Source organism: Pontixanthobacter luteolus, from assembly GCF_947494915.1.
GTDB classification, from domain to species: domain Bacteria; phylum Pseudomonadota; class Alphaproteobacteria; order Sphingomonadales; family Sphingomonadaceae; genus Pontixanthobacter; species Pontixanthobacter luteolus.
Genome location: NZ_CANLWR010000001.1, coordinates 118294 through 140345, shown reverse-complemented (window position 1 = coordinate 140345; position 22052 = coordinate 118294). Strand labels below are relative to the sequence as shown.

General features: G+C 58.6%; 30 protein-coding genes. 18 read left to right on the top strand and 12 right to left on the bottom strand.

Annotated features, from left to right (window positions below):
- Nucleotides 1-79: 79 nt before the first annotated feature.
- From PO778_RS00595 to PO778_RS00555, 9 genes are all read left to right on the top strand, one after another.
- Nucleotides 80-925, top strand: a complete 846-nt coding sequence (locus PO778_RS00595) for an SDR family NAD(P)-dependent oxidoreductase (protein WP_271438235.1) — start codon at nt 80-82, stop codon at nt 923-925.
- On the top strand, nt 922-2358 hold the full coding sequence (locus PO778_RS00590; RefSeq protein ID WP_271438234.1) for an MFS transporter: 1437 nt from the start codon (nt 922-924) through the stop codon (nt 2356-2358). Before PO778_RS00595 ends, PO778_RS00590 begins: the two co-directional genes overlap by 4 nt.
- A 29-nt stretch (nt 2359-2387) precedes the next feature.
- On the top strand, nt 2388-3719 hold the full coding sequence (locus tag PO778_RS00585) for an acyl-CoA dehydrogenase family protein (RefSeq protein ID WP_271438233.1): 1332 nt from the start codon (nt 2388-2390) through the stop codon (nt 3717-3719).
- The gene (locus tag PO778_RS00580; protein ID WP_271438232.1) at nt 3719-4807 is read left to right on the top strand and encodes a Zn-dependent alcohol dehydrogenase; all 1089 of its coding nucleotides are present in this window, start codon (nt 3719-3721) and stop codon (nt 4805-4807) included. Before PO778_RS00585 ends, PO778_RS00580 begins: the two co-directional genes overlap by 1 nt.
- 11 nt (nt 4808-4818) lie before the next feature.
- Complete coding sequence (locus PO778_RS00575) at nt 4819-5877, top strand: phosphotransferase family protein (RefSeq protein WP_271438231.1); 1059 nt, start codon at nt 4819-4821, stop codon at nt 5875-5877.
- Between the two features lie 81 nt (nt 5878-5958).
- Nucleotides 5959-6783, top strand: a complete 825-nt coding sequence (gene dapD / locus PO778_RS00570; protein ID WP_271438230.1) for a 2,3,4,5-tetrahydropyridine-2,6-dicarboxylate N-succinyltransferase — start codon at nt 5959-5961, stop codon at nt 6781-6783.
- A gap of 84 nt (nt 6784-6867) precedes the next feature.
- Nucleotides 6868-7149, top strand: a complete 282-nt coding sequence (locus tag PO778_RS00565; protein WP_271438229.1) for a hypothetical protein — start codon at nt 6868-6870, stop codon at nt 7147-7149.
- Between the two features lie 57 nt (nt 7150-7206).
- Nucleotides 7207-7434 (top strand): hypervirulence associated TUDOR domain-containing protein, encoded by a 228-nt coding sequence (locus PO778_RS00560; RefSeq protein ID WP_271438228.1) that lies wholly within the window; start codon nt 7207-7209, stop codon nt 7432-7434.
- Complete coding sequence (locus PO778_RS00555; RefSeq protein ID WP_271438227.1) at nt 7434-7619, top strand: DUF3008 family protein; 186 nt, start codon at nt 7434-7436, stop codon at nt 7617-7619. The genes PO778_RS00560 and PO778_RS00555 overlap by 1 nt, the downstream gene beginning before the upstream one ends.
- A 78-nt stretch (nt 7620-7697) precedes the next feature.
- Here the strand turns inward: PO778_RS00555 and PO778_RS00550 are convergent, their stop codons facing one another.
- A complete protein-coding gene (locus tag PO778_RS00550) occupies nt 7698-8951 on the bottom strand; it encodes a dipeptidase (RefSeq protein WP_271438226.1) in 1254 nt (417 codons plus the stop codon).
- 158 nt (nt 8952-9109) lie between these two features.
- Between PO778_RS00550 and PO778_RS00545 the strand changes: the two genes are divergently transcribed.
- A complete protein-coding gene (locus PO778_RS00545) occupies nt 9110-9508 on the top strand; it encodes a DoxX family protein (protein ID WP_271439313.1) in 399 nt (132 codons plus the stop codon).
- A gap of 6 nt (nt 9509-9514) precedes the next feature.
- Here PO778_RS00545 and PO778_RS00540 read toward each other — a convergent pair whose 3' ends face one another.
- Together PO778_RS00540 and PO778_RS00535 are read right to left on the bottom strand one after the other, a co-directional pair.
- Complete coding sequence (locus PO778_RS00540; RefSeq protein WP_160729184.1) at nt 9515-9766, bottom strand: SWIB/MDM2 domain-containing protein; 252 nt, start codon at nt 9764-9766, stop codon at nt 9515-9517.
- 31 nt (nt 9767-9797) lie between these two features.
- Nucleotides 9798-10400, bottom strand: coding sequence for a YbhB/YbcL family Raf kinase inhibitor-like protein (locus tag PO778_RS00535; RefSeq protein WP_271438225.1), 603 nt, complete (start codon nt 10398-10400; stop codon nt 9798-9800).
- A 278-nt stretch (nt 10401-10678) separates the two neighbouring features.
- Between PO778_RS00535 and PO778_RS00530 the strand changes: the two genes are divergently transcribed.
- Nucleotides 10679-12142: a S41 family peptidase gene (locus tag PO778_RS00530; RefSeq protein ID WP_271438224.1), complete on the top strand. Its 1464-nt coding sequence runs from the start codon at nt 10679-10681 to the stop codon at nt 12140-12142.
- 116 nt (nt 12143-12258) lie between these two features.
- Here PO778_RS00530 and PO778_RS00525 read toward each other — a convergent pair whose 3' ends face one another.
- On the bottom strand, nt 12259-12825 hold the full coding sequence (locus PO778_RS00525) for a fasciclin domain-containing protein (RefSeq protein WP_160729181.1): 567 nt from the start codon (nt 12823-12825) through the stop codon (nt 12259-12261).
- 162 nt (nt 12826-12987) lie between these two features.
- Between PO778_RS00525 and PO778_RS00520 the strand changes: the two genes are divergently transcribed.
- On the top strand, nt 12988-13437 hold the full coding sequence (locus PO778_RS00520) for a GFA family protein (protein WP_160729180.1): 450 nt from the start codon (nt 12988-12990) through the stop codon (nt 13435-13437).
- 38 nt (nt 13438-13475) lie between these two features.
- Here PO778_RS00520 and PO778_RS00515 read toward each other — a convergent pair whose 3' ends face one another.
- Nucleotides 13476-13718 (bottom strand): hypothetical protein, encoded by a 243-nt coding sequence (locus PO778_RS00515; RefSeq protein WP_160729179.1) that lies wholly within the window; start codon nt 13716-13718, stop codon nt 13476-13478.
- A gap of 72 nt (nt 13719-13790) precedes the next feature.
- The gene (locus tag PO778_RS00510) at nt 13791-13997 is read right to left on the bottom strand and encodes a cold-shock protein (protein WP_160729178.1); all 207 of its coding nucleotides are present in this window, start codon (nt 13995-13997) and stop codon (nt 13791-13793) included.
- 332 nt (nt 13998-14329) lie between these two features.
- On the opposite strand from PO778_RS00510, the gene PO778_RS00505 reads away from it, so the two are divergent.
- On the top strand, nt 14330-14932 hold the full coding sequence (locus PO778_RS00505; protein ID WP_271438223.1) for a hypothetical protein: 603 nt from the start codon (nt 14330-14332) through the stop codon (nt 14930-14932).
- Between the two features lie 43 nt (nt 14933-14975).
- A complete protein-coding gene (locus PO778_RS00500) occupies nt 14976-15401 on the top strand; it encodes an OsmC family protein (protein ID WP_271438222.1) in 426 nt (141 codons plus the stop codon).
- Nucleotides 15402-15418: 17 nt separating this feature from the next.
- Here PO778_RS00500 and PO778_RS00495 read toward each other — a convergent pair whose 3' ends face one another.
- Nucleotides 15419-15856 (bottom strand): COG3650 family protein, encoded by a 438-nt coding sequence (locus PO778_RS00495; RefSeq protein WP_271438221.1) that lies wholly within the window; start codon nt 15854-15856, stop codon nt 15419-15421.
- Nucleotides 15857-15879: 23 nt separating this feature from the next.
- Nucleotides 15880-16836 carry a hypothetical protein gene (locus tag PO778_RS00490; RefSeq protein WP_271438220.1) on the bottom strand — a complete coding sequence of 319 codons (957 nt, stop codon included), beginning with the start codon at nt 16834-16836 and terminating at the stop codon, nt 15880-15882.
- A 140-nt stretch (nt 16837-16976) separates the two neighbouring features.
- On the opposite strand from PO778_RS00490, the gene PO778_RS00485 reads away from it, so the two are divergent.
- Nucleotides 16977-17435 (top strand): YaiI/YqxD family protein, encoded by a 459-nt coding sequence (locus PO778_RS00485; RefSeq protein WP_271439312.1) that lies wholly within the window; start codon nt 16977-16979, stop codon nt 17433-17435.
- On the opposite strand, the gene PO778_RS00480 is transcribed toward PO778_RS00485, so the two are convergent.
- The 3 genes from PO778_RS00480 to PO778_RS00470 form a co-directional block, all read right to left on the bottom strand.
- Nucleotides 17432-18958: a hypothetical protein gene (locus PO778_RS00480; RefSeq protein ID WP_271438219.1), complete on the bottom strand. Its 1527-nt coding sequence runs from the start codon at nt 18956-18958 to the stop codon at nt 17432-17434. The genes PO778_RS00485 and PO778_RS00480 overlap by 4 nt on opposite strands.
- 87 nt (nt 18959-19045) lie before the next feature.
- Nucleotides 19046-19390: a hypothetical protein gene (locus PO778_RS00475; RefSeq protein WP_271438218.1), complete on the bottom strand. Its 345-nt coding sequence runs from the start codon at nt 19388-19390 to the stop codon at nt 19046-19048.
- A gap of 25 nt (nt 19391-19415) precedes the next feature.
- A complete protein-coding gene (locus PO778_RS00470; protein ID WP_271438217.1) occupies nt 19416-19820 on the bottom strand; it encodes a GFA family protein in 405 nt (134 codons plus the stop codon).
- 266 nt (nt 19821-20086) lie between these two features.
- Here PO778_RS00470 and PO778_RS00465 point away from each other — a divergent pair, with 266 nt between their 5' ends.
- Nucleotides 20087-20689 (top strand): hypothetical protein, encoded by a 603-nt coding sequence (locus PO778_RS00465; protein ID WP_271438216.1) that lies wholly within the window; start codon nt 20087-20089, stop codon nt 20687-20689.
- 120 nt (nt 20690-20809) lie between these two features.
- Nucleotides 20810-21154, top strand: a complete 345-nt coding sequence (locus PO778_RS00460; RefSeq protein WP_271438215.1) for an alkylphosphonate utilization protein — start codon at nt 20810-20812, stop codon at nt 21152-21154.
- Nucleotides 21155-21307: 153 nt separating this feature from the next.
- Here the strand turns inward: PO778_RS00460 and PO778_RS00455 are convergent, their stop codons facing one another.
- On the bottom strand, nt 21308-21700 hold the full coding sequence (locus PO778_RS00455; protein ID WP_271438214.1) for a DUF6632 domain-containing protein: 393 nt from the start codon (nt 21698-21700) through the stop codon (nt 21308-21310).
- A 189-nt stretch (nt 21701-21889) separates the two neighbouring features.
- On the opposite strand from PO778_RS00455, the gene PO778_RS00450 reads away from it, so the two are divergent.
- Nucleotides 21890-22018, top strand: a complete 129-nt coding sequence (locus PO778_RS00450; protein WP_271438213.1) for a hypothetical protein — start codon at nt 21890-21892, stop codon at nt 22016-22018.
- Nucleotides 22019-22052 lie beyond the last annotated feature (34 nt).

Below are 22052 nucleotides of genomic sequence, written 5' to 3'. Positions count from 1 at the left end.
CGTAGCGTCAGCGAGTGCAGCGTTGACGAGACCCGCGCCAAGCCTAAGCTGGCAGCCATACAAACCTTGGGAGAGGTATATGCGATTCTCAGGCAAGACTGCTGTCGTAACCGGTGCTGCATCGGGCATTGGAAAGGCATCCGTGCTGCTATTGGCCAGCGAAGGCGCAACTGTCTTCGCTGCCGATATTGACGAAGAAGGCGGCGCGGAACTTGCCTCGCAGTCCAATGGCGCGATTCATTTCCAACACTGCGATGTCACCAGCACGGAAGATATCAAGGCGTTGATGGACCGTGCGGCTGCGGAAACCGGCGGCATCGACATCGTGTTCAACAATGCAGGTGCCGGGGGTGACGGCGCGCCGATCGACGAGATCGACCCGGAAGGCTGGGACCGCACCATGGACCTGCTGTTGCGGTCCGTCGCGTTCGGCATCCGCTATGCCGTACCGCACATGATCGGGCGCAAGAACGCATCGATCATCAACACGTCGAGCGTTGCCGCGGTTGGCCCCGGATATTCGCCCAACGCCTATGCCGTGGCCAAGGCGGGCGTGCTGCATCTGACGAAGATGTCAGCCGCCGATCTTGCCAAGCACCAGATCCGCGTCAACGCGATCCAGCCGGGCTTCATCAACACCAACATCTTCACCAACTCGCTCGAGCTCAGCGGAGAGCAAGCCGAAATCGGCAAGAAAGCGATTGCCGCCATGTCTGCCGGCGCGCAGCCTGTCGCCCGCGGCGGTCAGTCGGAAGACATCGCCAATGCCATGGCCTTCCTCGCCAGCGAAGAGGCATCCTTCGTCAACGGCACATCGATCATCGTCGATGGCGGGATAACCATCGGTCCCAAATACTCATGGGATCCGAAAGAACCCGATATGTTCGAGGCCCTGCGCGCTTTGGCGGAGGCTAACCAGCAGTGACCGCTGAAACGCAAACCCAGACTCTGCCAATGCGGATCAAGCTGTTCCACGGCTTTGGCGCGGTGGCATTCGGGGTGAAGGACAACGGGTTCTCCGTTTTCCTGCTGATTTTCTACAACCAGGTGCTGGGCATGGAGGCGCAGCTGGTCAGTCTGGCCCTCGCCCTCGCCCTGATTATCGATGCGTTTGTCGATCCTTTGCTCGGCAACCTGTCTGACCGGACCTATACACGGTGGGGCCGCCGGCTGCCCTGGCTCTACGCAGCGCCAATTCCGCTTGCAATTGCATGGGTCCTTCTGTGGCAACCCCCGGTCGATGCTGCGCCGAGCTTCCTTGGCTTGCTCGGTCTGGCGGTGCTCGTGCGCTTGCTGCTTTCCGCATGCGAAGTGCCCTCCACATCGCTGGTACCCGAACTGACCAGTGATTACGACGAGCGGACCACGTTGTTCAGGTACCGGTTCCTGTTTGGATGGACCGGCGGATTGCTGATCCTGTTCCTCGCCTATCAGGTGTTCCTTGCTGACAGCCTGCTATCGGCAGAGGGTTACGCAGCATACGGCGTTTTCGGCGCGGTGGTGATGGCAGCCTCCGTACTCCTTTCCGCTATCGGGCAGCACAGCCGGGTTGCAAAACTGCCCAAGGACAAGCCGCCGCCATTCAGTTTCCGCACCGCCTTCAGCGAGATCAAACAGGCATTGTCGGAACGGGCGTTCCTCATCCTCGCAGGCGGCGCGCTGGGCGCATATGTGAGCCAGGGAATGACCTTCGCATTGTCGAATTACCTTTACCTGTTCGTATGGCAATTTTCCGAAAGCGACCTGTTCTATTATCCGATCGTCCTGTTCCTCAGCGTTGTCCTGACTTTCGTGACGCTTGGCCCTGCACATCGCAAATGGGGCAAACCGAAGGTTGCAGCAGCCGCCACGGTCATTTCGATGGTCATCTACCTCATCCCCTACGCCCTGTTCAGTGCCGGCACATGGCCCGAACTGGGCACCCCCGCATCCACCATGTTGCTGTTCGGTTTCGTCCTGTTCAGCAACACATTCGGGGTGATGGTGATGATATCGGCATCCTCGATGGTCGCGGAAATCGTCGAGGCTTTCGAAGAGCGGACCCAGCGCCGGGCAGAAGGATCATTTTATTCAGGCTATTGGTTCATCCAGAAATGCGCGACCGGGGTTGGCATCTTCGTAACCGGCCTGATCGTCGCCATTGCGGGGCTGCCTGAAAAAGCCGTTCCGGGTCAGGTTGCGTCTCCGGTGATCGACAGTCTGATCCTGCAATATTGCATCCTGATCGTGGTTCTGGGCGTGACCTCTGCATTGTTCCTGCTCCGCTTCCCGATCGACCGCGCCGAACACGAAGCGCGCCTTGCCACTCTCAATGCCGCCGCACGTGCTGACGTCGACGGCGGCCAATTGATACCCTAAGCCATTCTTCGAATCAGAAAGGAATACTCATGAACTTCGACCTGACAGACCGGCAAACCCACTGGCGCGACCGCGTGCGCGATTTCATCGAAAAGAACATTCGCCCCAACACGGAAACGTATCGGCAGCAGGATGAAGAGGGTGACCGCTGGAAGGTCATTCCGATCATCGAAGACATGAAGGTGAAAGCCAAGGCGCAGGGCATCTGGAACCTGTTCATGCCGCCGCAGGGCCAGCTGAGCCATGTGGATGACAGCTTCGAATTCGAAGGCCCCGGCCTAACCAACCTCGAATATGCCCTGTGTGCAGAGGAAATGGGCCGCGTTGGCTGGGCAAGCGAAGTGTTCAACTGTTCCGCGCCTGACACCGGCAACATGGAAGTGTTCCACCGGTACGGCACGCGCGAACAGAAAGACGAGTGGCTCCAGCCGCTGATGAACGGTGAAATCCGTTCGGCCTTCCTGATGACCGAACCCTTCACCGCATCTTCGGACGCGACCAACATCGAAACACGCATTGAACGTGACGGTGACGAATATGTCATCAACGGACGCAAGTGGTGGTCGTCGGGTCTCGGCGATCCGCGCTGCAAGGTGGCGATCGTCATGGGCAAGACCAATCCCGGCGCACAGCGCCATGCCCAACAGTCGCAGGTTCTCGTTCCGATGGATGCGCCAGGCGTAAACATCCTGCGCCACCTGCCGGTGTTCGGTTACGACGATGCGCCGCACGGCCATATGGAAGTCGAACTGACCGACGTGCGCGTCCCCGTCAGCAACTTGCTGCTCGGCGAAGGCCGCGGGTTCGAGATCGCGCAGGGCCGCCTCGGGCCTGGCCGCATCCATCACTGCATGCGCACGATCGGCGTCGCAGAAGAAGCGCTGGCCAAGATGTGCCGCCGCCTTCAGGAACGCGAAGCTTTCGGCAAACCGATCTACAAATACTCGGTTTGGGAAGAGCGCGTTGCCCGTGCCCGCATCGACATCGAGATGACCCGTCTGCTGTGCCTCAAGGCTGCCGACATGATGGACAAGGTCGGCAACAAGGTCGCCAAGCAGGAAATCGCCATGATCAAGGTGCAGGCCCCGAATATGGCGCTGCAGATCATCGATGATGCGATCCAGGCCCATGGCGGCGGCGGTGTATCCAACGACTACGGCCTTGCCAGCGCCTATGCCCACCAGCGCACTCTGCGTCTGGCTGACGGTCCTGACGAAGTGCACGCCCGCTCGATCGCGCGCATGGAATTTGCCAAGCACATGCCGAACCCCGGCCCGACGGCAAACGCCCTGCGTGACGGCAAGGGTCCTGCTCCCACCGGCAGCGATATCAGCTCCGGCGACCTGGCGGCGACCCGCTAATGGTCAAGGCAGCTATTCTGGAGAAACCCGGTAACGGCCTCGTCATTGGCGAGGTCGAACTGGGAGAGCCGGCACCGCACGAGGTGCTGATCGACACCAAGGCTTGCGGGCTTTGCCATTCTGACCTGCATTTCATCGACGGCGCATATCCGCATGCCCTGCCCGCAATTCCCGGGCATGAGGCAGCGGGTGTCGTCCGTGCTGTGGGCAGCGAGGTGAAGACAGTGAAGCCGGGAGACCATGTCGTCTCGTGCCTTTCGGCATTCTGCGGCCACTGCGAATTCTGCGTCACCGGCCGGATGTTCCTGTGCCTTGGTGCTGATACACGCCGTCCGGCCGATGCACCGGTGCGCATCACCCGCAATGGCGGTGAAATGGTCAACCAGATGCTCAACCTGTCGGCATTCAGCGAACAAATGCTGATCCACGAACATGCCTGCGTCGCCATCGACAAGGACATGCCGCTGGACCGCGCTGCGCTGATCGGTTGCGCCGTTACAACAGGGGCCGGCACGATCTTCAATGCGGCAAACCTGACACCGGGTGAAACCGTGGTAGTGATCGGGTGCGGCGGGGTTGGCCTTGCTGCGATCAACGCGGCCAAGATCGCCGGTGCAGGCATGGTCATCGCGGCCGATCCGCTGGAGGAAAAGCGCGAACTGGCCAAGGTGCTGGGTGCGACGCACACCGTCGACGCGCTGGCGCCCGATGCAGCAAAGCAGATCATCTCCATGACCAAGGGCGGCGTGCATTACGCGATCGAGGCCGTTGGCCGGCAGGCGTCCGCGGATCTGGCGGTCGCATCGCTCAGGCGCGGCGGCACCGCGATTATCCTCGGCATGATGCCGCTCGACTGCAAGGTCGGCCTCGGCGCGATGGACCTGCTTTCGGGCAAGAAATTGCAGGGCGCAATCATGGGTGAAAACCATTTCCCGGTGGATCTGCCGCGGCTGGTTGATTTCTACATGCGCGGTCTGCTCGACCTCGATACGATCATTGCCGAACGGATCCCGCTGGAAGACATCAACAAGGGCTTCGACCGGATGCGCGAGGGCCACAGCGCCCGCTCCGTCATTGTTTTCGACTGAGGGCAGACGAGATGGATTATGAAAAGGAAATGGTCGGCACCGTAGAGGTGCCCGACGCGGACAAGCTTGACGAAGCCAGGCTTACGGAATGGATGGAAGCCAATGTCGAGGGGTTTTGCGGCCCCCTGACATTGTCCAAATTCAAGGGCGGCCAATCGAACCCGACATACCGGATCGACACCCCTGACCGGTCTTATGTCCTGCGGCGCCAGCCATTCGGCAAACTGCTGCCCAGCGCACACGCGGTCGACCGTGAATACAAGGCCATGGCCGCGCTGGGTCCAACCGGTTTCCCTGTGCCCAAGGCCTATGGACTGTGCGAAGACCGTGATGTCATCGGATCGATGTTCTTCATCATGAGCATGGCCGACGGCCGCAGCCTGTGGGACGGTGCCCTGCCCGCATCCGACAAGGATGAGCGCACAGCCATCTATAACGCGATGATCGATACGCTGGCCGATCTGCACATGACCGACGTCGAAGCCGTCGGGATGAGCGATTTTGGCAAGCCGACCGATTATTGCGCGCGGCAAATCGCCCGTTGGTCCAAACAATACAAGCTGTCGGAAACAGAAGTGATTCCGGAAATGGACGAGCTGATCGAATGGCTTCCAACGACTATTCCGGAACAGCACGCCAGCAGCATCGTGCACGGCGATTACCGGCTCGACAACATGATCTTCCACAAGACCGAGCCCCGCGTGATTGCGGTGCTGGATTGGGAATTGTCGACCCTGGGCGATCCTATCGGTGACTTCAGCTACCTGATGCTCAACTGGATCAGTCCGGTCGATGGCCGCGCGGGAATCGGCGGGCTGGATCACAAGGCGCTCGGCATACCGACAATCGAGGAAGCGACCGAGCGCTACGTGGCCCGCACCGGGTATCCCGTGCCGCCAATGGACTGGTATTTCGCATACAATCTGTTCCGCCTCGCCGGAATTATCCAGGGCATCAAGAAACGCGTTATCGATGGCACCGCATCGAGCGCGCACGCCAGGAAAATGTCCGATCGCGTAATCCCGCTGGTGGAACGCGCGCATCATTTTGCCAAGCAAGCCGGGATGTAATCCAGCCCGCCCTGCCTGCACCCTTGCCGCCGCTGGCGGCGAGGGCTAGCAGCGCATCCTGAAGCCACATCCGGAGCAATCATGACAGCCAATCTTGAAACCGCCATCGACGCCGCATGGGAAGACCGCGCCAATGTAACCCAGGATAGCCGCGATGTGCGCGAGCACGTTCAGGCAGCGCTGGCTATGCTCGACAGTGGCGAAGGCCGTGTTGCAGAACCTGATGGCAATGGCGGCTGGAAGGTCAATCAATGGCTAAAGAAGGCTGTGTTGCTGAGCTTTCGGCTCAATGACAACATGGTAATGGACGGCGGTTCCGCCGGCCATCCAGCATTCGATAAAGTCCCGAGCAAATTTGCCGGGTGGGACGATGCGCGTTTCCGCGAAGCCGGCTTTCGGGTTGTGCCCGGCGCCATTGCCCGTGCCGGCAGCTATATCGCGCCAGGCTGCGTTCTGATGCCCAGCTTCGTCAATATCGGCGCGTATGTCGGCGAAGGCACCATGGTGGACACCTGGGGCTCGATCGGATCGTGCGCGCAGATCGGCAAGAATTGTCATATCTCTGCCGGCACCGGCATTGGCGGAGTGCTCGAACCGATGCAGGCCAATCCGACGATCATCGGCGATAATTGCTTCATCGGTGCACGTTCCGAAATCGTCGAAGGCGTTATTGTCGGCGAAGGCGCAGTGGTTGCCATGGGCGTGTTCGTCACTGCGTCCACGAAAATCGTGAACCGGCAAACAGGCGAGATTTCGCGCGGCTTCATTCCGCCCTATTCGGTTGTCGTACCGGGCACCCTGCCCGATCCGAATGGCGGCCCGTCGCTCGCCTGCGCAGTCATCGTAAAAACCGTCGACGCACAAACCCGCGAGAAGACCGGGATCAACGAATTGCTGCGCGACTGATCGCACGCTCCCGGAACCGGTCGGTCAATTGACCGTTCGATAGCTGTAACAGGGGGTCGCACCCTTTTCTCGGGAGCTAGAGACATGCATAAAGAAGGCGAAGAAATCCACATCGACGAAACGGATGCCAGCGGCGGCACCAAGACCGGCCATATGCGCTGGGTACTTGGTATCGGGCTGTTCCTGGCGATTGCCATCATGTCGATCATCTGGATCACCGGCGCGCTAAGCCAAGGTGATGTCGAAGAAGAAGCCACAATGAGCGGGATTTCAGAATCCACCGTGGGCGAAGAACGCGCAGGCGACCAGACCGACAGTATTGTCAGCGACGATGCTGACGAAATCGATACCAGCATCGCAAACTAAGCTGCGGGGAGGCCCTTTTGGCCGGCTGATGGACGGGACAAACCATCGGAGAAATCAATGAGCAACTCGAATAGTTTCCAGACCGACCAGTATGTCAAATGGAACTGGGGCAACGGCGAAGGCAAGGGCCAGATCAAGGATCGGTTCGAGCGTGAAGTAACGCGCACGCTTCAGGGGACCGAGGTGACCAAGGACGGCGACAATGACAATCCGGCCTATCTGATCAAACAGGAAGACGGCGACGAAGTCTTGAAGCGCGGTTCAGAGCTGGAAGCGCAGGACTGATGCCCAAAGCCAGTTCGAAGGCGCAGCAGCAGGCTGCCGGTGCAGCGCTTGCCGCGAAACGCGGAGAGCAGGACAAGTCCGACCTGCAAAGCGCATCGAAGGAAATGTACGAGACCATGTCAGAGGATGAACTCGAAACTATGGCATCCACAGACAGGAGCGACTTGCCCGAAACCGCTGGCTGATACTCCCCCCAAACAAAAAAGGCCTCCGTCCTGACACAGGGACGGAGGCCTCTTTGTTTGGCCGTCACATGCGTCCGCTCACTCGGGGACTGGGGTTTCGATTGCAGGCATTGTGGCCACACTGGCCTTGTATGCTTCTGCGGCACGCAGCACGCGCATCATGTTGCCGAACGATATCTTCTCAAGGTCGGCTTGCGAATAACCGCGCCGCGCCAGTTCGGTGAACAGCGCGGGGTAACCGGCCACGTCTTCCATTCCGACCGGCCCAGTTGGCATCCCGTCGTAGTCTCCGCCAATTCCGATCGCATCGATCCCGGCCATCTTGCGCACCTGATCAATGTGATCAGCCATGTCGGCAATCGTCGCCATCGGCACCGGATTGGCCGCGTCCCATTCGGCCATGGCTGCCTCGACTGCGGCGGGTTGCCCTTGCCATAGGACTGACAGCCGCGTCTGTTCGGCCTCACGCGCCGAATACCATTGCCGCGCATCTTCGTTCAGGAAGCCTGGCAGGCCCACAATCATCACGATACCGCCATTTTCAGGCAGCCGTGACAGCACGCTGTCAGGCACGTTACGCGCGTGCCCATTGATCGCGCGCGCGCCCGAATGGCTGAAAATCACCGGAGCCTTTGCCACGTCCAACGCATCATGCATGGTTTTCTCGCTGACATGGCTGAGGTCGACCAGCATCCCGATCCGGTTCATTTCGCGCACCAGATCCTTGCCGAAATCCGTCAGGCCATCATGCTGCGGGGTGTCGGTTGCGCTATCCGCCCAGGGCGTGTTCTTTGAATGCGTCAGCGTCATGTAGCGCGCACCGATCTCGTAAGTCTGGCGAAGCACCGCGAGGCTCGATCCGATCGAATGGCCGCCTTCCATACCCATCAGCGAAGCGATGCGCCCTTCGGCGACCGCCTTTTCGACTTCGTCAGCGGTCAGCGCAAGCGCCAGATCATCGGGATAACGGGAAATGAGCCGCTTGGTCACATCGATCTGTTCGATCACCGCTTGCACTGCTTCGGGCTCGCTCAGTGCTGCGGTGACGTAAACCGACCAGAACTGCGCCCCGACCTTCCCTTCACGCAGCCGTGCAAGGTCGGTGTGCATTGTGCGCCCTTCGGAATGTTCGGGACCGGTGTCGGTAGTATCCTCGAAATCAAAATCGGCGATGACATTGCGAAACCGCCCGCGAAGCTGAATCGGGACGTCATTATGCCCGTCCCAAACCGGTGCAGCCTCCAGCGCTGCGGCAGCGATCTCTTCCGCAGACTGTGCGGCAGCGGGCGACGCCAACAGCGCGATAAGCGGGAGCAGTGCGAGCTTTTTCATTTACGATCTCCGGATCATGACCCTATGGTTTGGTTAAGTTCTATCGCATTCACAGGCGGTGGAAAGGGGGAGCAAGCGGAAATGAACATGGCTGTAGCCGTCACGATCGGACTAATCGGCGCTGGCAGGGGTGCGGCATCGTGAACAGGAAGTTCGCGATGCGGCCAATTCTGCGATGGGTTCTGGCCGCATTCTATGCTGCCGCCGGTTATTTTCACATCGCCGCGCCGCGGGGTTTTCTAACGATAATGCCCGGTTGGGTCCCCTATCCGGAGGCGGTCGTATTGTGGACCGGGATCGCGGAGTTTCTAGGCGCGGCCGGACTGATTCAGCCGTGGTCGCCGCGCTTGCGCATGGCAGCGGGAATTGGACTTGCCCTGTACGCGCTGTGCGTATGGCCGGCCAATATCAATCATTTTGCGATGGATCTTGCGCGGGAAGATGGCGGTATGGGTCTCGCCTATCATGTGCCCCGTATGATTGCGCAGCCGCTTATCATCTGGCTTGCGCTGTGGGTAAGCGGAGCGACCAATTGGCCGCTCCGCCCCAAATCGTAAACGATCTTAGGTGAGGTGCTTCGAAACCGCAGCAGTCATCTTGAACATGGAAATCTGGTCTTTGCCGATTACCGCGCCAAGTTTCGCATCGGGATTGATCTGACGCTTGTCCTTGCTGTCCTGCAGGTCATTCGCCTTGATGTATTCCCAGACCTTCGAGGTAACCTGAGCGCGGGTCATAGGGCCCTTGCCAATTACGTTTTCGAGGTCACCCGAAAGAGTTACGGGTTTCTGAAGTGCATTGTTCTTGCCAGCCATGATAATGATCCTTTCCTAGTTGGCTTTAAAGTTATTCAAAGTCGTCATCCTCGTCCCATTCTTCGTCGTCACCTTCTTCGCGCTTATAGGTGCCCGTCAGCACCGCTGCAGCGACGACATGGCCTTCCATCGACTTGATCAGCTCGGCACTGCTGGCGCCAGGCATCAAGGTAAGTGGAAGGTCGAGCGCGAAGATCTGAAATACATATTGATGCGGCGCATCATCTTCCGGCGGCGCTGGGAGCTGCCATTCCGAATTGCGTTTTGAATTCTTGCCGACGCGCGGCGGCGTCTCGCCTTCCAGCAGCATGCCCTTTTGTCCGGGCAAACCCCAAACAGACCAGTGGCAAGTCAGATTGTCGCCATTGGTGTCGGCATCTTCCACCAACAGGACGATTTCCTGAGAGCCGGGAGGAGGCGCGCTCCATTCCAGAGGCGGCGCGACAGCGTCTTCCTCGTCAGCGGTAAAACATGGATCGAGCGCTTCGCCATTTTCAAAGGCAGGGCTCTTGAGAGAAAAACCGCCGCGCCCCAGGGTACGCCTGTCGGCCAGCCGGGCGACGGTAAGTTTCGCATGTCCCGCGTGCGGTTTGACCAAAGCAGGGGTCAGCCAGTCGGGTAGTTCAGCGGACATTTCCATTCTTCTCCTTGGATAAGGGTTCTAGGCCGCCGAGGCGGAGGCGGCGAGGCTTCGCAGGGGGAAATTGGGGCGAATTGGCAGGTTTTCCACCGCTCCGGTGTCATTTTCGGGCCGAAAAGTGCTTTGCGCACTGCCAATGTCGGAAATTTATGCCGGATTAAGCCTGATATTTGCTTGCCCACGCGTCTGACAGCGGTCATCCTTCGTCTAATTCTCCAGTTATTCCGGCCTGTTGGGGCCGGTACAGGGGGTGTATCGGGAGCAAATTCGCCATGGGAATTGGTCGCAACCTATTGAGCATCACGCTCGCCGCTTCGCTCGTTGCTTGCGGAGGCGGGGACTCCGGGGGCAGCCCCATCACCGGCGGCGGCGCGACAGGCGGCGGAGGAGGAGGCACTGGCGGCACCCCCACCCCGACAGCTTGCTCTCTTTCCGCAAGGCAGGACTTCGCCTTCGCAGTTCTCGACGAATGGTACCTGTTCCCTGACCTGATCGACCGCACAGTCCAGAAATCCGCGCATGCATCCGTGCAATCCTACCTTGATGCACTGGTCGCCCCCGCCCGGGCGCAATCAAAGGATCGCGGCTTCACCTACATTACCTCGATCGAGGAAGAGAACGCGTTCTTCAGTTCCGGATCAAGCGCCGGGTTCGGCATCCGGCTCGGCTATGACACAGGGGCGAACCGCGTTTTCATTCTTGAGGCGTTCGAAAATGCCCCGGCATTTCCGCAGGGGTTCGACCGCGGCGTGGAAATCCTGACGGTGGGCACCAGCGCGGGAACCCTAGAATCCATCCAGACCATCATGGCCAATGAAGGGCCGCAAGGCGTGGTCAACAGGCTCGGCCCGTCCGATCCCGGGGTAGCCCGTACATTCGATATTCGCCTGAACGATGGAACGCAGCAGCAGGTTTCCGTCAGCAAGGCGGAATACCCGCTCGATCCGGTGTCGGACAGATACGGCGCGAAAATCATCAATGATGGCGGCAAACTGGTCGGTTACATCAACCTGCGAACTTTCATCGATTCTGCAGACCAGGATCTGCGGACGGGTTTTGCCGACTTCCGCGCGCAAGGGATAACCGAAGTCATCGTCGACTTCCGCTATAATGGTGGCGGGCTCGTCCGGATCGCCGAATTGATGGGCGATTTGATGGGGCGTGACAATGTGGGGCAGGTGTTCAGTCGGACCACCTTGCGCCCCAGCAAAGCGAGCGAGAACGAGTCCACGCTGTTCGGCACGAATGTTTCTGCCATCGCACCCACGAAAATTGCATTCATCGGGCGCGGCGGAACGGCATCGGCCAGCGAACTGGTGACCAATTCCTTCATCCCGTATCTGGGCAGCAACATGGCGCTTGTGGGTGCCAACACGTTCGGCAAACCGGTGGGGCAATTCGGGTTCGACAAGGCAGAGTGCGATGACAGGATTCGCGCCGTGACCTTCAAAACCGAAAATGCCGATGGCCAGGGTGAATATTTCACCGGTCTTGCGTCTGTCGTGCCCAACACTTGTGCCGCCGAAGACGACGTAACCGCGCAGCTTGGAGATCCGGCAGAAGCGTCGGTCGCCCGCGCACTGTCATTCCTGCGTGACGGGGCCGCCAGCTGCACCGCGATCACCGGAACCGGGCTTACCGGCGCGCAGAATGAACGGATCAATCTGGACCGCAGCCAGCTGCTCCAGCCGGATCGCCCGACTGCGGCGCAGCGCGAGGTGCCGGGCCTGTTCTGAGAAACGAATAATGTTGGGCGCGCACCGGAGCGTACACCTGACATCATTTCACGCGCACAACAAAAAAGGCGGCCCCCGTAAGGGAGCCGCCTTTCAAGCAATTGCAGATCGCTGGATCAGCCTGGCATTACGACAGTATCGATCACGTGGATCACGCCGTTCGATGCTTCCACATCGGTAGCGGTCACAGTCGCGGTACCGCCGGCTGCGTCGGTCAGAATGACGTTTTCGCCATCAAGCGTCGCAGTCAGTTTGCCGCCGTTTACAGTGCCGAGTTCATAGCTTCCGTCATTGTCGTTGATTGCCTGGACCAGGGCGGCTGCATTCGTTTCGCCCGGGACGACGTGATAGGTAAGAAGGCCGACAAGATCATCCTTCATTTCCGGTGTCATCAGACCGTTGAGGGTTTCTTCCGGTACCTTGGCGAACGCTGCGTTTGTCGGTGCGAACACGGTGAACGGACCATCGCCTGCCAGCGTGTTGCCGAGGCCTGCAGTCGTTACTGCTGTCACGAGCGTCGAGAAATCTTCATTGCCCGAAGCAACATCGACAATGGTGCCGGTGTCTGTTGCTTCAGCCGAAACTGCTTCGGTATCAGCGGTTGTATCGTCCACTTCTGCCGGCGAACCACATGCGGCGAGAGCGAGAGCAGATGCGAGTGCTGGAATAGCAAATTTTTTCATGAATTTAATCCTTGGATTATTGAGGGGGATCCCCGGTTGGGGGTTTGTATGGTCAATGCACGCGTGGGTCGGTAGTTCCGAAAATTCTCGTTCCTCTACATTGCACAGGCCAACCGGATGGGCTGTATCCTGGGATACGTCTCAAGGTACGGAGGATAGATCATGACGGATGCAAAGAAGGGCGCAATCGCGAGCGCTGAGGGCCATTGCCTTTGCGGCAAAGTATCGATCCAGTTGCATCAAGCGAAGCCGGTGGTCGATGTTTGTCACTGCGTGATGTGCCGCAGATGGGGCGGCGGCCCGTTCATGGGGATGAGCGGAGACAGTTTTGAGATTTCAGGGGAAGAACACGTCAGCAGCTACCCGTCATCCAACTGGGCGGAGAGGGCATTCTGCAAGAATTGCGGGAGCAATCTGTGGTACCGTTTCACTCCGACGGACCACTACAGCTTCACGGCGGGGGTGTTCGATATCCGTGATGGGATCGAAATAGAGCAACAAATTTTCGTCGACGAAAAGCCCGCATTCTACGACTTTTCGCAAGAGACACCGATGAAAACAGGTGCCGAAATCATTGCCGAGGCAGAAGCGTCCGGCCTGTCGTTCGATTGATCAGGTGCGCTTCGTGCCGATAATAGGTGCCCGTCTAGTCAGGCAGTCAGGGGTTCGCTGATTTCTGCTGCTTCAGAGGCGGCCAGTTCGGCTTGGCGTTTCTCACGATCGACGCGTGCGGTTTCGCGGTCGGCTTCCATTTGCTTCGCCCGGTCAGCCATTTCACGCCAGGCAGTTTCCGATCGGAGCGCGCGCTCACGAACATTATCAAGCGTTGCAGCGTTGGCTTCTGCGGCTGCCTCGTTGGCACGGGTATTGTAGAATTCGAAATTCTGACTCAACTCAGTCCTCCTGCGTTCCAGTTAGCGAAAAACCGGGCGCCGCACTTGGTGACGCCCGGTTTTCAAAAGCAATTACGCAGCGGAGAGATTTACCGCAGACGTCTTGCCGTTACGACCTGTTTCCAGTTCGAAATTGACGCGCTGTTCCTTATCGAGCGTCTGCATGCCAGCGGCATGGACAGCAGTGATGTGAACGAATGCGTCGTCGCCGCCGTCTTCAGGCTGAATGAAACCATAGCCCTTGTCGGCGTTGAAGAATTTTACTGTTCCGGTAGTCATATTGGCGTTCCTTTCGAGAACGTAGGACCGCTGCAGCAGTATCGCCGCTAGCGGGTATGCATCAGATCGTGAAATGAAAGGAAGTCGTCGCCAGCCGTGGTGAAGTGGGGGCAGAAAGCCGCGCCGTCACCGTAGTCATAGTACCGAAGTCCGTCGCAAATTCGACGTCAGCGAAACTCTAGTAGCACGCGTGACGCCATTTACCTAACGATTGCTGCCTGTACCTTCACCAGCGCGCCCAATTTCGGCGAAATTTGCGGCTCCGACGACATAGCGCGGAACCGAAATCAGCGATCCCCATTGGTATGGTAAGAAGCAGCAAGGATCGCGAAATGCGCAAACTCTCGTTTATTTTCATTGGTGTGGCGGCCGCCATGACTTCTGGCGCAGTTGTTGGGACATCGATCGACACCGATCCATTGGCGCGCAAGACACGCGGCCTTGAGGCCGTTCCGCAGCATGGCGTTTCGCTTGCGGTTGGGCATGATGACGTATCCCGCCTCAGCCCCCCGCCGGGCCACGTCTCGGTAATGAAGGTGAACGGAGAGGTGCGCCATACAGCCCGCGCCGATTCGGCATATGCCGCAGCAGCCGACAAATATTTTGCCCGTTCCGAAGCCGAGCCGTTCGATGAGGCCCGCATCGATGGCTATACCGAAATGCGCACTGAAGATGGATACCGGCTGGTATCCAATGAAAATAACAACACATTGGCCAGCACACCGGCTTTGTCAGTCCATCCGCTGACCGGAAAGAGCATCGACAGCGCGAACGACGAGGCTCCCGCTGGCCGCGAACACACAATTTCAATTGACCAGACGCAAAGCATCGCCGCTTCAGGGCAGACCAGCGGCCGACCGGTCGTCAGGGTAGCCGAGAGATCAGGCGCCGCGACGATCACGGTACTTTCTTCGCCGCAAACTTCGCGCCGCTGAAGCTGCCGCGCGCCAACATCAGACATTACAAAGGAATCCAAACATGACCGTGAACACAGCATCAGCCAAATACGAAGGCCTCGGCAAGGATGGGAAGGGCCACGTCGCGACCAAGTCCGGCGCGCTTGACGCACCTTACGGGTTCAACACCCGCTTCGAAGATGATCCGGGCACCAATCCCGAAGAAATGATCGCCGCAGCGCACGCCAGCTGTTTTACGATGGCAACCAGCTTTGCTCTGGCGAAGGCTGGGCATGAGCAAGGCACGCTGGACACAACTTGCGACGTAACTCTTGAGAAGGACGGAGACGGTTTCACAGTGACCAAGTCAGCACTGAAGCTGTCGGCGAATGTTTCCGGCATCTCGCAGTCGGAATTTGAAGAAATCGCGGCCGGCGCAAAGGAAAACTGCCCGATCTCGAAACTTCTCAACTGCGAAATCACGCTGGAAACCACCTTCGAAGGCTGAGCCTCGAACGTTAATCGCTATGGACTCTCCGGACCGGAAAAAGGCTGTGCATCTGTCCAGCCGCAACCGGTCCGGCTATCTTCACCAATAATGAGTGTCACTGTGAACGGATAGGTGCGATCCGACATGGTATCGCTGCATTCGCCGGGTGTGACCGCCATGTCGAAGGAAGCACCGGCAAGCGTGCCGCTTAAACCAAGTCCGCCAAGTCCGCTGAACCGTTTGACGGTGATTTCCGAACCATCGGGATTTTCCGGTGTCGAATAAATCAAAGTGTCGCCCGTGGCTTGCCCGCCCCAGAATGGCTCGTTTCCAATAAACCGCAGCGTTTCGGCTTCGGAAATACCGTCGAACGATTGCGCGCTTTCGGCAGTGACAATCCCAGAAGCCTGATCATTGTTGCAGGCCCCGAGAGGCGCGGCCAGCAGTGCCGCGATCACGCAAAGTCTCTTCATTCTTGGCATGGTTGCAACCATCCTTATTCTGCTGGCGATTGGGAGGCAGCCGCCTCCTCTTCCGTTTCGACTATCCTGAAACGCTGCGCAAGGCGGGCTTCGCCTGCCAATTCGTCCAGCTCACGCTTCCCGTCCTGCATCTTGACCAATTGCTCTTTCGCCTTGGCAAGTTGCTCCTTCTTCTCATCGACCTTGGCAATGCGAAGCTCCGTTACATTGCGCATCCGCTGCGCCCTGGTTTTCAGGCCCTTGCTGTTGGGCTTGCTCGCGGCTTTCGCTTCGATCTCTTGCTGCTTGACCTGCTGCTTTGCCAGTTTTTCCTCTGCTTTTTCCAGCTGGCCCTCGCTTGTCTTAACCCAGTTTTCCGCTGAAGAGATCTTGAACGCGGTCACATCGCCCGGCTCCAGACAATACTGCGCAGCAGGTTCGACGATTTGATCGGCAGTGAAGATGTCCAACTCGCGAAGCAGCCATTCACCGCTTTCGCGTTCGAACAGGCCGGTATAGACGCCCGCCACCGTATCATCGGGTGCCAGCACGGCCCACTGGCCTAGCGCTGTCATGTGATTGCCCGCGCGGTAGAACCGGAGCGCCTCTTGCTCCAGCCGATTGCCAGCCACAGCCAGCGGATCGCTCTGCGCGTTCAGCGTGTCAGCCCCGGCCAAGATATCGCCAGCCTGCCAGCGCGTTTTCTTGCCAAGCTTGAACTGCGTGCTTTTCTGCCCGCCGTCACGCGCAGCATCAAAATATTGCTGCATCACACGCGGCGCTGGCAAGCGCGCCTCATCCACTTCCTTGTCCGACATGGCGAGGCCGGTCATGCAGGTTGGCCCGCCCGCCGAAAAATTCATGTTTGCGATCGTCTGTCCGATGACATCAGCGATAAAGATGCTGTAATCCTGCGCGGCTGCCGGCGATGAGATGCCGAGCGTAAGTGCCCCGCCCAGAACGGCGATACTGTGTTTGAAACCTGTGACCATGCGACCCGATCCCCTTCCCCATTAATGCACATGCTGCGGCACGGCGTGTCAAAATAATAGCCACTTCGTCTTGCAATGCCAGCCATTTGCTTCATCGGAATGGTATATTTGGAGAGCTGATTTTGGCTGATCGACCCAACATTGAAATACTGATTGATGCCGATGCGTGTCCGGTGAAGGCAGAGATTTACAAAGTTGCCGCAAGACACGGCGTCGCAGTGAAAGTCGTCAGCAATTCGCCGTTTCGCATTCCCGACAGCCCGCTGGTCTCGCGCGTTCTGGTGGATGACAGTTTTGACGCGGCCGATGACTGGATCGCAGAAAATTCCAACGCGCAAACCATCGTCATCACCGCCGATATCTTGCTTACGGAAAGGTGCCTTGGTGCCGGTTCTCAGGTTCTGGGCCATAACGGCAAGCCGTTTACAGCCGATATGATCGGCAGCGCGATCGCAACGCGGGCGATCATGGCCGATTTGCGGTCAGGCATGGCAGCTGCTGACGGGATCGGCGGTCCGCCGCCATTCAGCAAGGCGGACCGCTCAAACTTCCTCCAATCGCTCGATCAGATACTGCACCGCCTGAAACGCGCAGGCTAAGCCAGCTCGCCCGCGCTCCAGCTGCGGGACCAGACCGGGGTATTGGTATCGACTTCGTAGAATTTTTCGGTGCATCCGCCATCAGGCGACAGATCGACCACAGCGTACCCGTTTCGCATCCGCGTTTTTGCGTTATCGACTTTGCCATTGGGTGCTTTCGGATCGGGAGTGCGGGCAAAATATTCGATGTTGGGCAGTAAATTGCCGCTGCTGTCCTCCAGGCCCCAAGCTCTGCCAAATGGTATCGAACCATGACCGCAGCAGCGCCCCTTTGTCGAGCTCCCCCCGCCTGATCCGTCGAGCTGGGAATACACAATGCCGTTGTGCAGATGGCCCCAGTACCAGAGCGTGGGCCCCCGCCCCAGAGCATCCTTGACCTGCTGATAAAGCAGATTTGTCTGCGCCCCGGTGAGGTCGCAAGCCGTGTGGTGGGTCATCACCATGATTGGGCCGGTGTGCGTTTTGAACTGCGCCAGCCAATCGGTCTGCGCGGTATGCACGGGCGATCCTATCGCCCCCTCCATGTAGAAATTGTGCGGATGCGCTGGCGTGGCGTTGCCTGCGTCCGAGTAATATGCGGAATCAAGGCCAAGGATAAGCCATTCGCCGTATGTCAGCGCGAAATAGCTGAAGCCAGCCTGGGCGCTGAATTTGCCGCCAGACTGGAGCGCAGTTTTATAGTATCCTTCAGCTGCGCCATACATTTCATGGTTGGAATTGAGTGTGTAGCTTTTCCCGGCCCAGTCCTGCGGCCAAAGGTCATACAGGTTGTGTGTTTCCTCGTTGCTTGGGGCACGCCATGCCCCGGTTCCGGCGTAGTATGTATCGCCCAGATGGATGAAATAGTCTGCCGTCGTCACATCGCTATTGTCCATCTGGTCACGGATCCGGATAGCCGGACAGATTTCACCATTCGTTTCGGAATAACTGCCTGCCCCCCAATCTCCGACGATGGCCAGTGAGAGCGCCTCCCCGCCTGAAGACTGCAACGGAACCGGTGCAGGCAAATCAGGCGTGGCACCCTTTCGAAAAGTTTCCAGAGTGGAAGGGAACACCAGATTCACCGCGTAATTGATCGCGGCAATCGCCCATCTCGGGTCCAGTTGTTCATATTTGCCGGTTCCGATCATGGTTCCATCGGTCCATGCAACGCCGCCATCCGCAATTGCATCGGTCACCGCGTGATAATCCGCCTCGGTTATCTTTGACGCTGGTGCCATCTGCTGGAAACAGGTGAAGAACTGGTCCAGCACTGGATACTCCGCCAGCAAGGCGAGAAGTTCCACAGGAGGATGGTGTATCCAATACAGCATGAAGCCGAATTCGATGTTGCCCGATGGGGGCACGCGCGGCGGGTGCACAGGATTTTCGATGAACCCGAACAGGGCCATCACCTGCGCTTCATCTTCTTGCAGATGAGCGAAAAATGCCTCGATCTGGGGAATTCGCAGATGACCGCAATCAATCATCGAATTCATCACAATGTTTGAAGTATTTAGTGTGCCGTCTAAATTGTCTGCCATGCCATCCTCCCGTTGATTACATGCGGAAAGAAATCATTTCATCCGTTTCATTTATAGGACGATAGCGACATTGTCAGTTCCAGAACGCTAAGCGCGGCCCTCACCCTTCCCCCAAAGCAGGATCAGAAGAAAAGACAGGGTGAAAAGCGCGTCACCCGTCAGAATCCAGCCGGTTGCTGCAGGAAGTGCGCCGCTGGCAACCTGCGGGGCGAGCATGGCGATGACCCCCGCCTTTCCGATCACTCCAGCCCATAACACCGGGCGGAAGCGAGCGATATCGTACGCACAGATCGCATAGACAATGCCGAAACATGCCACCAGCAGACCGGTAATCTGCATCTGGCTGCCCGGCTCCGCCGCGGCCATGCTGCCTCCGCCGATGACCAGATTATACAGCGCCGCAAGAGCCAGAACTGCGCGCCAGAAATTCACAGGCTTTCTCCGGACCACTGCACAGTCATGGATTGCGCTCGGCCGCAGGCACGTCGCCGGTTTCGAGCCAGCTTTGCTTGCTGGCGCACCAGATATGTACCTGAGGCGTGAAGGCATCTGGATTGTCCAGCGTGCCAGTTTTCACCCACATCACCCCGGGTGATGCCTCGGCCTCGGTGAACAACGGCGATCCGCAGTCGCCGCAAAAGAAACGCTTCACGCTGCGCCCGCTTTCACCCTCATGCTGAAAAACCGACGGCTCTCCGTTGATCGTCAGTGCAACCGCCGGGACGCCCATGATCGTAGAGCAGGCGCTGCCCGTCTGGCGCTGGCAATCTCGGCAATGGCACACCAGCTGACCGGCCGGCTCCCCCGCCACTGAATAGCTGATTGCCCCGCACAGGCAGCGGCCCTCTAGATGTTGCGTCATGGCGATTCCTCCCTTTCCTCTGCGCGCATCATTGTGCGCAAACCGGGCAATGACAAGGGCGCCCGAAACCATGCGCTGTCCTGATCATTCGCAACGCGCCAAACCACTGGGCAGCCGTCGCTGGCGAGTCCTGTTTCGTATTTGTCCAATAAAAAGATCCGACTCGGACTAAGGGTTCTCCCATAGGCCGAGGAATCGCATCCGCATGAAGAAAAAGACAAATCTTTTTCTTAATATTTTTCAATATATTTTAGAGGATGAGTGAAATGGATATTGCAGAAGCTAAAGCCCGGAAATCCGGCGTCGACCTGGCGGAAGAAAACAATGCTCCAAAAACTGCGGCTGTGATTGCTGACAAGAATTCGTGTTTCAACGATATTTTCAACAGCGCCGTCGATGAAATCGGTGCCCCGGCATTTCTGGAAGCCTTGAAGAAAGGCCCGCGGATCTGGTCGCAGATGGCTGTGCATCTGGAAACCGAAATGGGTGAACAACGCCAGACGCTGATCAACAACCTTGCCGCGACAGCCGACCCTCACGCAGCGCGGCCTGGCGAACCTATTTTCCGTTTCGAACTGTTCCAGGGTGCCGCCGTCAGCGGGATCGTGCGGATCAACAAGACAGGCGATTACCGCAACCTGTTCAAGAACCAGGTCTATACCTTCAACCCGGCTGACCAGGGCATCGCACCGGGCACTGAAATGCGGTTCAATTTCGGCATTGAAGACGATGTCCTGATCGGGCTGGCCCCGGCGCAGCAGACATTCCCGTTCGACCCGAACAGCAACAAGATCGCCTATTACGCATCGTGGGGAATAGCGCCATCGCAGCAGTTCGCGTTCGAAAACCATCCGGGCGCGCATGGCTAGGGCCCTTCGCGGTACTTCGGGAACGGCGCGGCGCCTTGGCCAAACATCTGATTGGCGGCGCCGCCCACCCTTCCCATTGGCCGGCTCGACAAGCGATGCCGGTTGGCCCATATCGCGGCGATGAGCACAGCAGATCAGAACACCGACGAAGATTACGTTTATGACGAGGAAAGCGGCGAATGGATGCCGGCCTCGGAGCTCGCAGCAAAACAAGCGGCAGGTCTGGCGGACGCCGGCGACGACGACGATCAGATCGAGGTGCGCGATGCGGTTGGCAATTTACTGGCCGATGGCGACCAGGTCACCCTGATAAAGGATCTGGAGGTCAAGGGCGCGGGCAAGACGCTGAAGCAAGGCACATTGATCAAAAGCATTCGCCTGACCGGTGACGCACAGGAAATCGATTGCCGTTATCCGGGTATCAAGGGCCTCGTTCTGCGCGCGGAGTTTGTGAAGAAGCGCTAACGCGCCGTTCATTCGAGGCATGGGCCGCCCGGCAGAAACGGTCCGTTCGGCCTAACGACCAATCACCTCCACCCTCTTTCACGGCAGTCTGCCCGAACGCATGGCAGGCGGCACGGGCGTATCGCGGCCCGTACCCCTGCCTGCGCGCGCGCTCTATCCGGCGAACGCTGGGTTTTCCGCCCCTCGCGTCAGCCACCACAGGACCACGGCGACCAGCAGCAGCGCCGGAACATCGCCCAGCAAATGGCCGCTATGCATCGGATCGCCATACGCCTGCACCGCCATGATCAGTGCGTGAACCACGCTCGACCAGATGGTGAAACGGATCAGCGAGCGATGCTCCGCCGGATTGCGCGCGGCGAGCATCAGCAGGACCCCCAGCGTGAAATACACGCCCAGGATCATCGCATAATAATGGTTGGATAGCGGCGGCCCCTCGTGCCACATCCAGCCCGCGGGCCAGACCAGCGCCAGCGGATAGACCAGACAGAATATCGCGCCAAAAACCACCAGCGCGGCTTGCAGATATGTGTATTTGCCAAGCATAACGAAGCCCTCTCCAAGAGCGACCCCGGTGTACCGTGAGCTAGGCCGCAAGCTTACCGCTGGCAAATCATGCGGTGGACAAGTTCAGTTGATAGCACTGCCCGATCAAACCCCGACCGATTTCATGCAAGCGTCCTGCGAAAAGGGCGTAGGCTGCGCGCGGGGCATTCCGCCCCGATTGGAAACACCATGTCCAAAGGACAGAAATCGAACCGCGAAGCCCGCAAACCCAAGAAGGAAAAGGTAAAAACCAACGCTTCGCAGCCTTCGACCAAGCCCGGCTCCATCAAGGGGCTGGAGAATATGAAGAACGACTAAGTCCGCACGCAAGTGACCGTTGGAGCACCGGGCG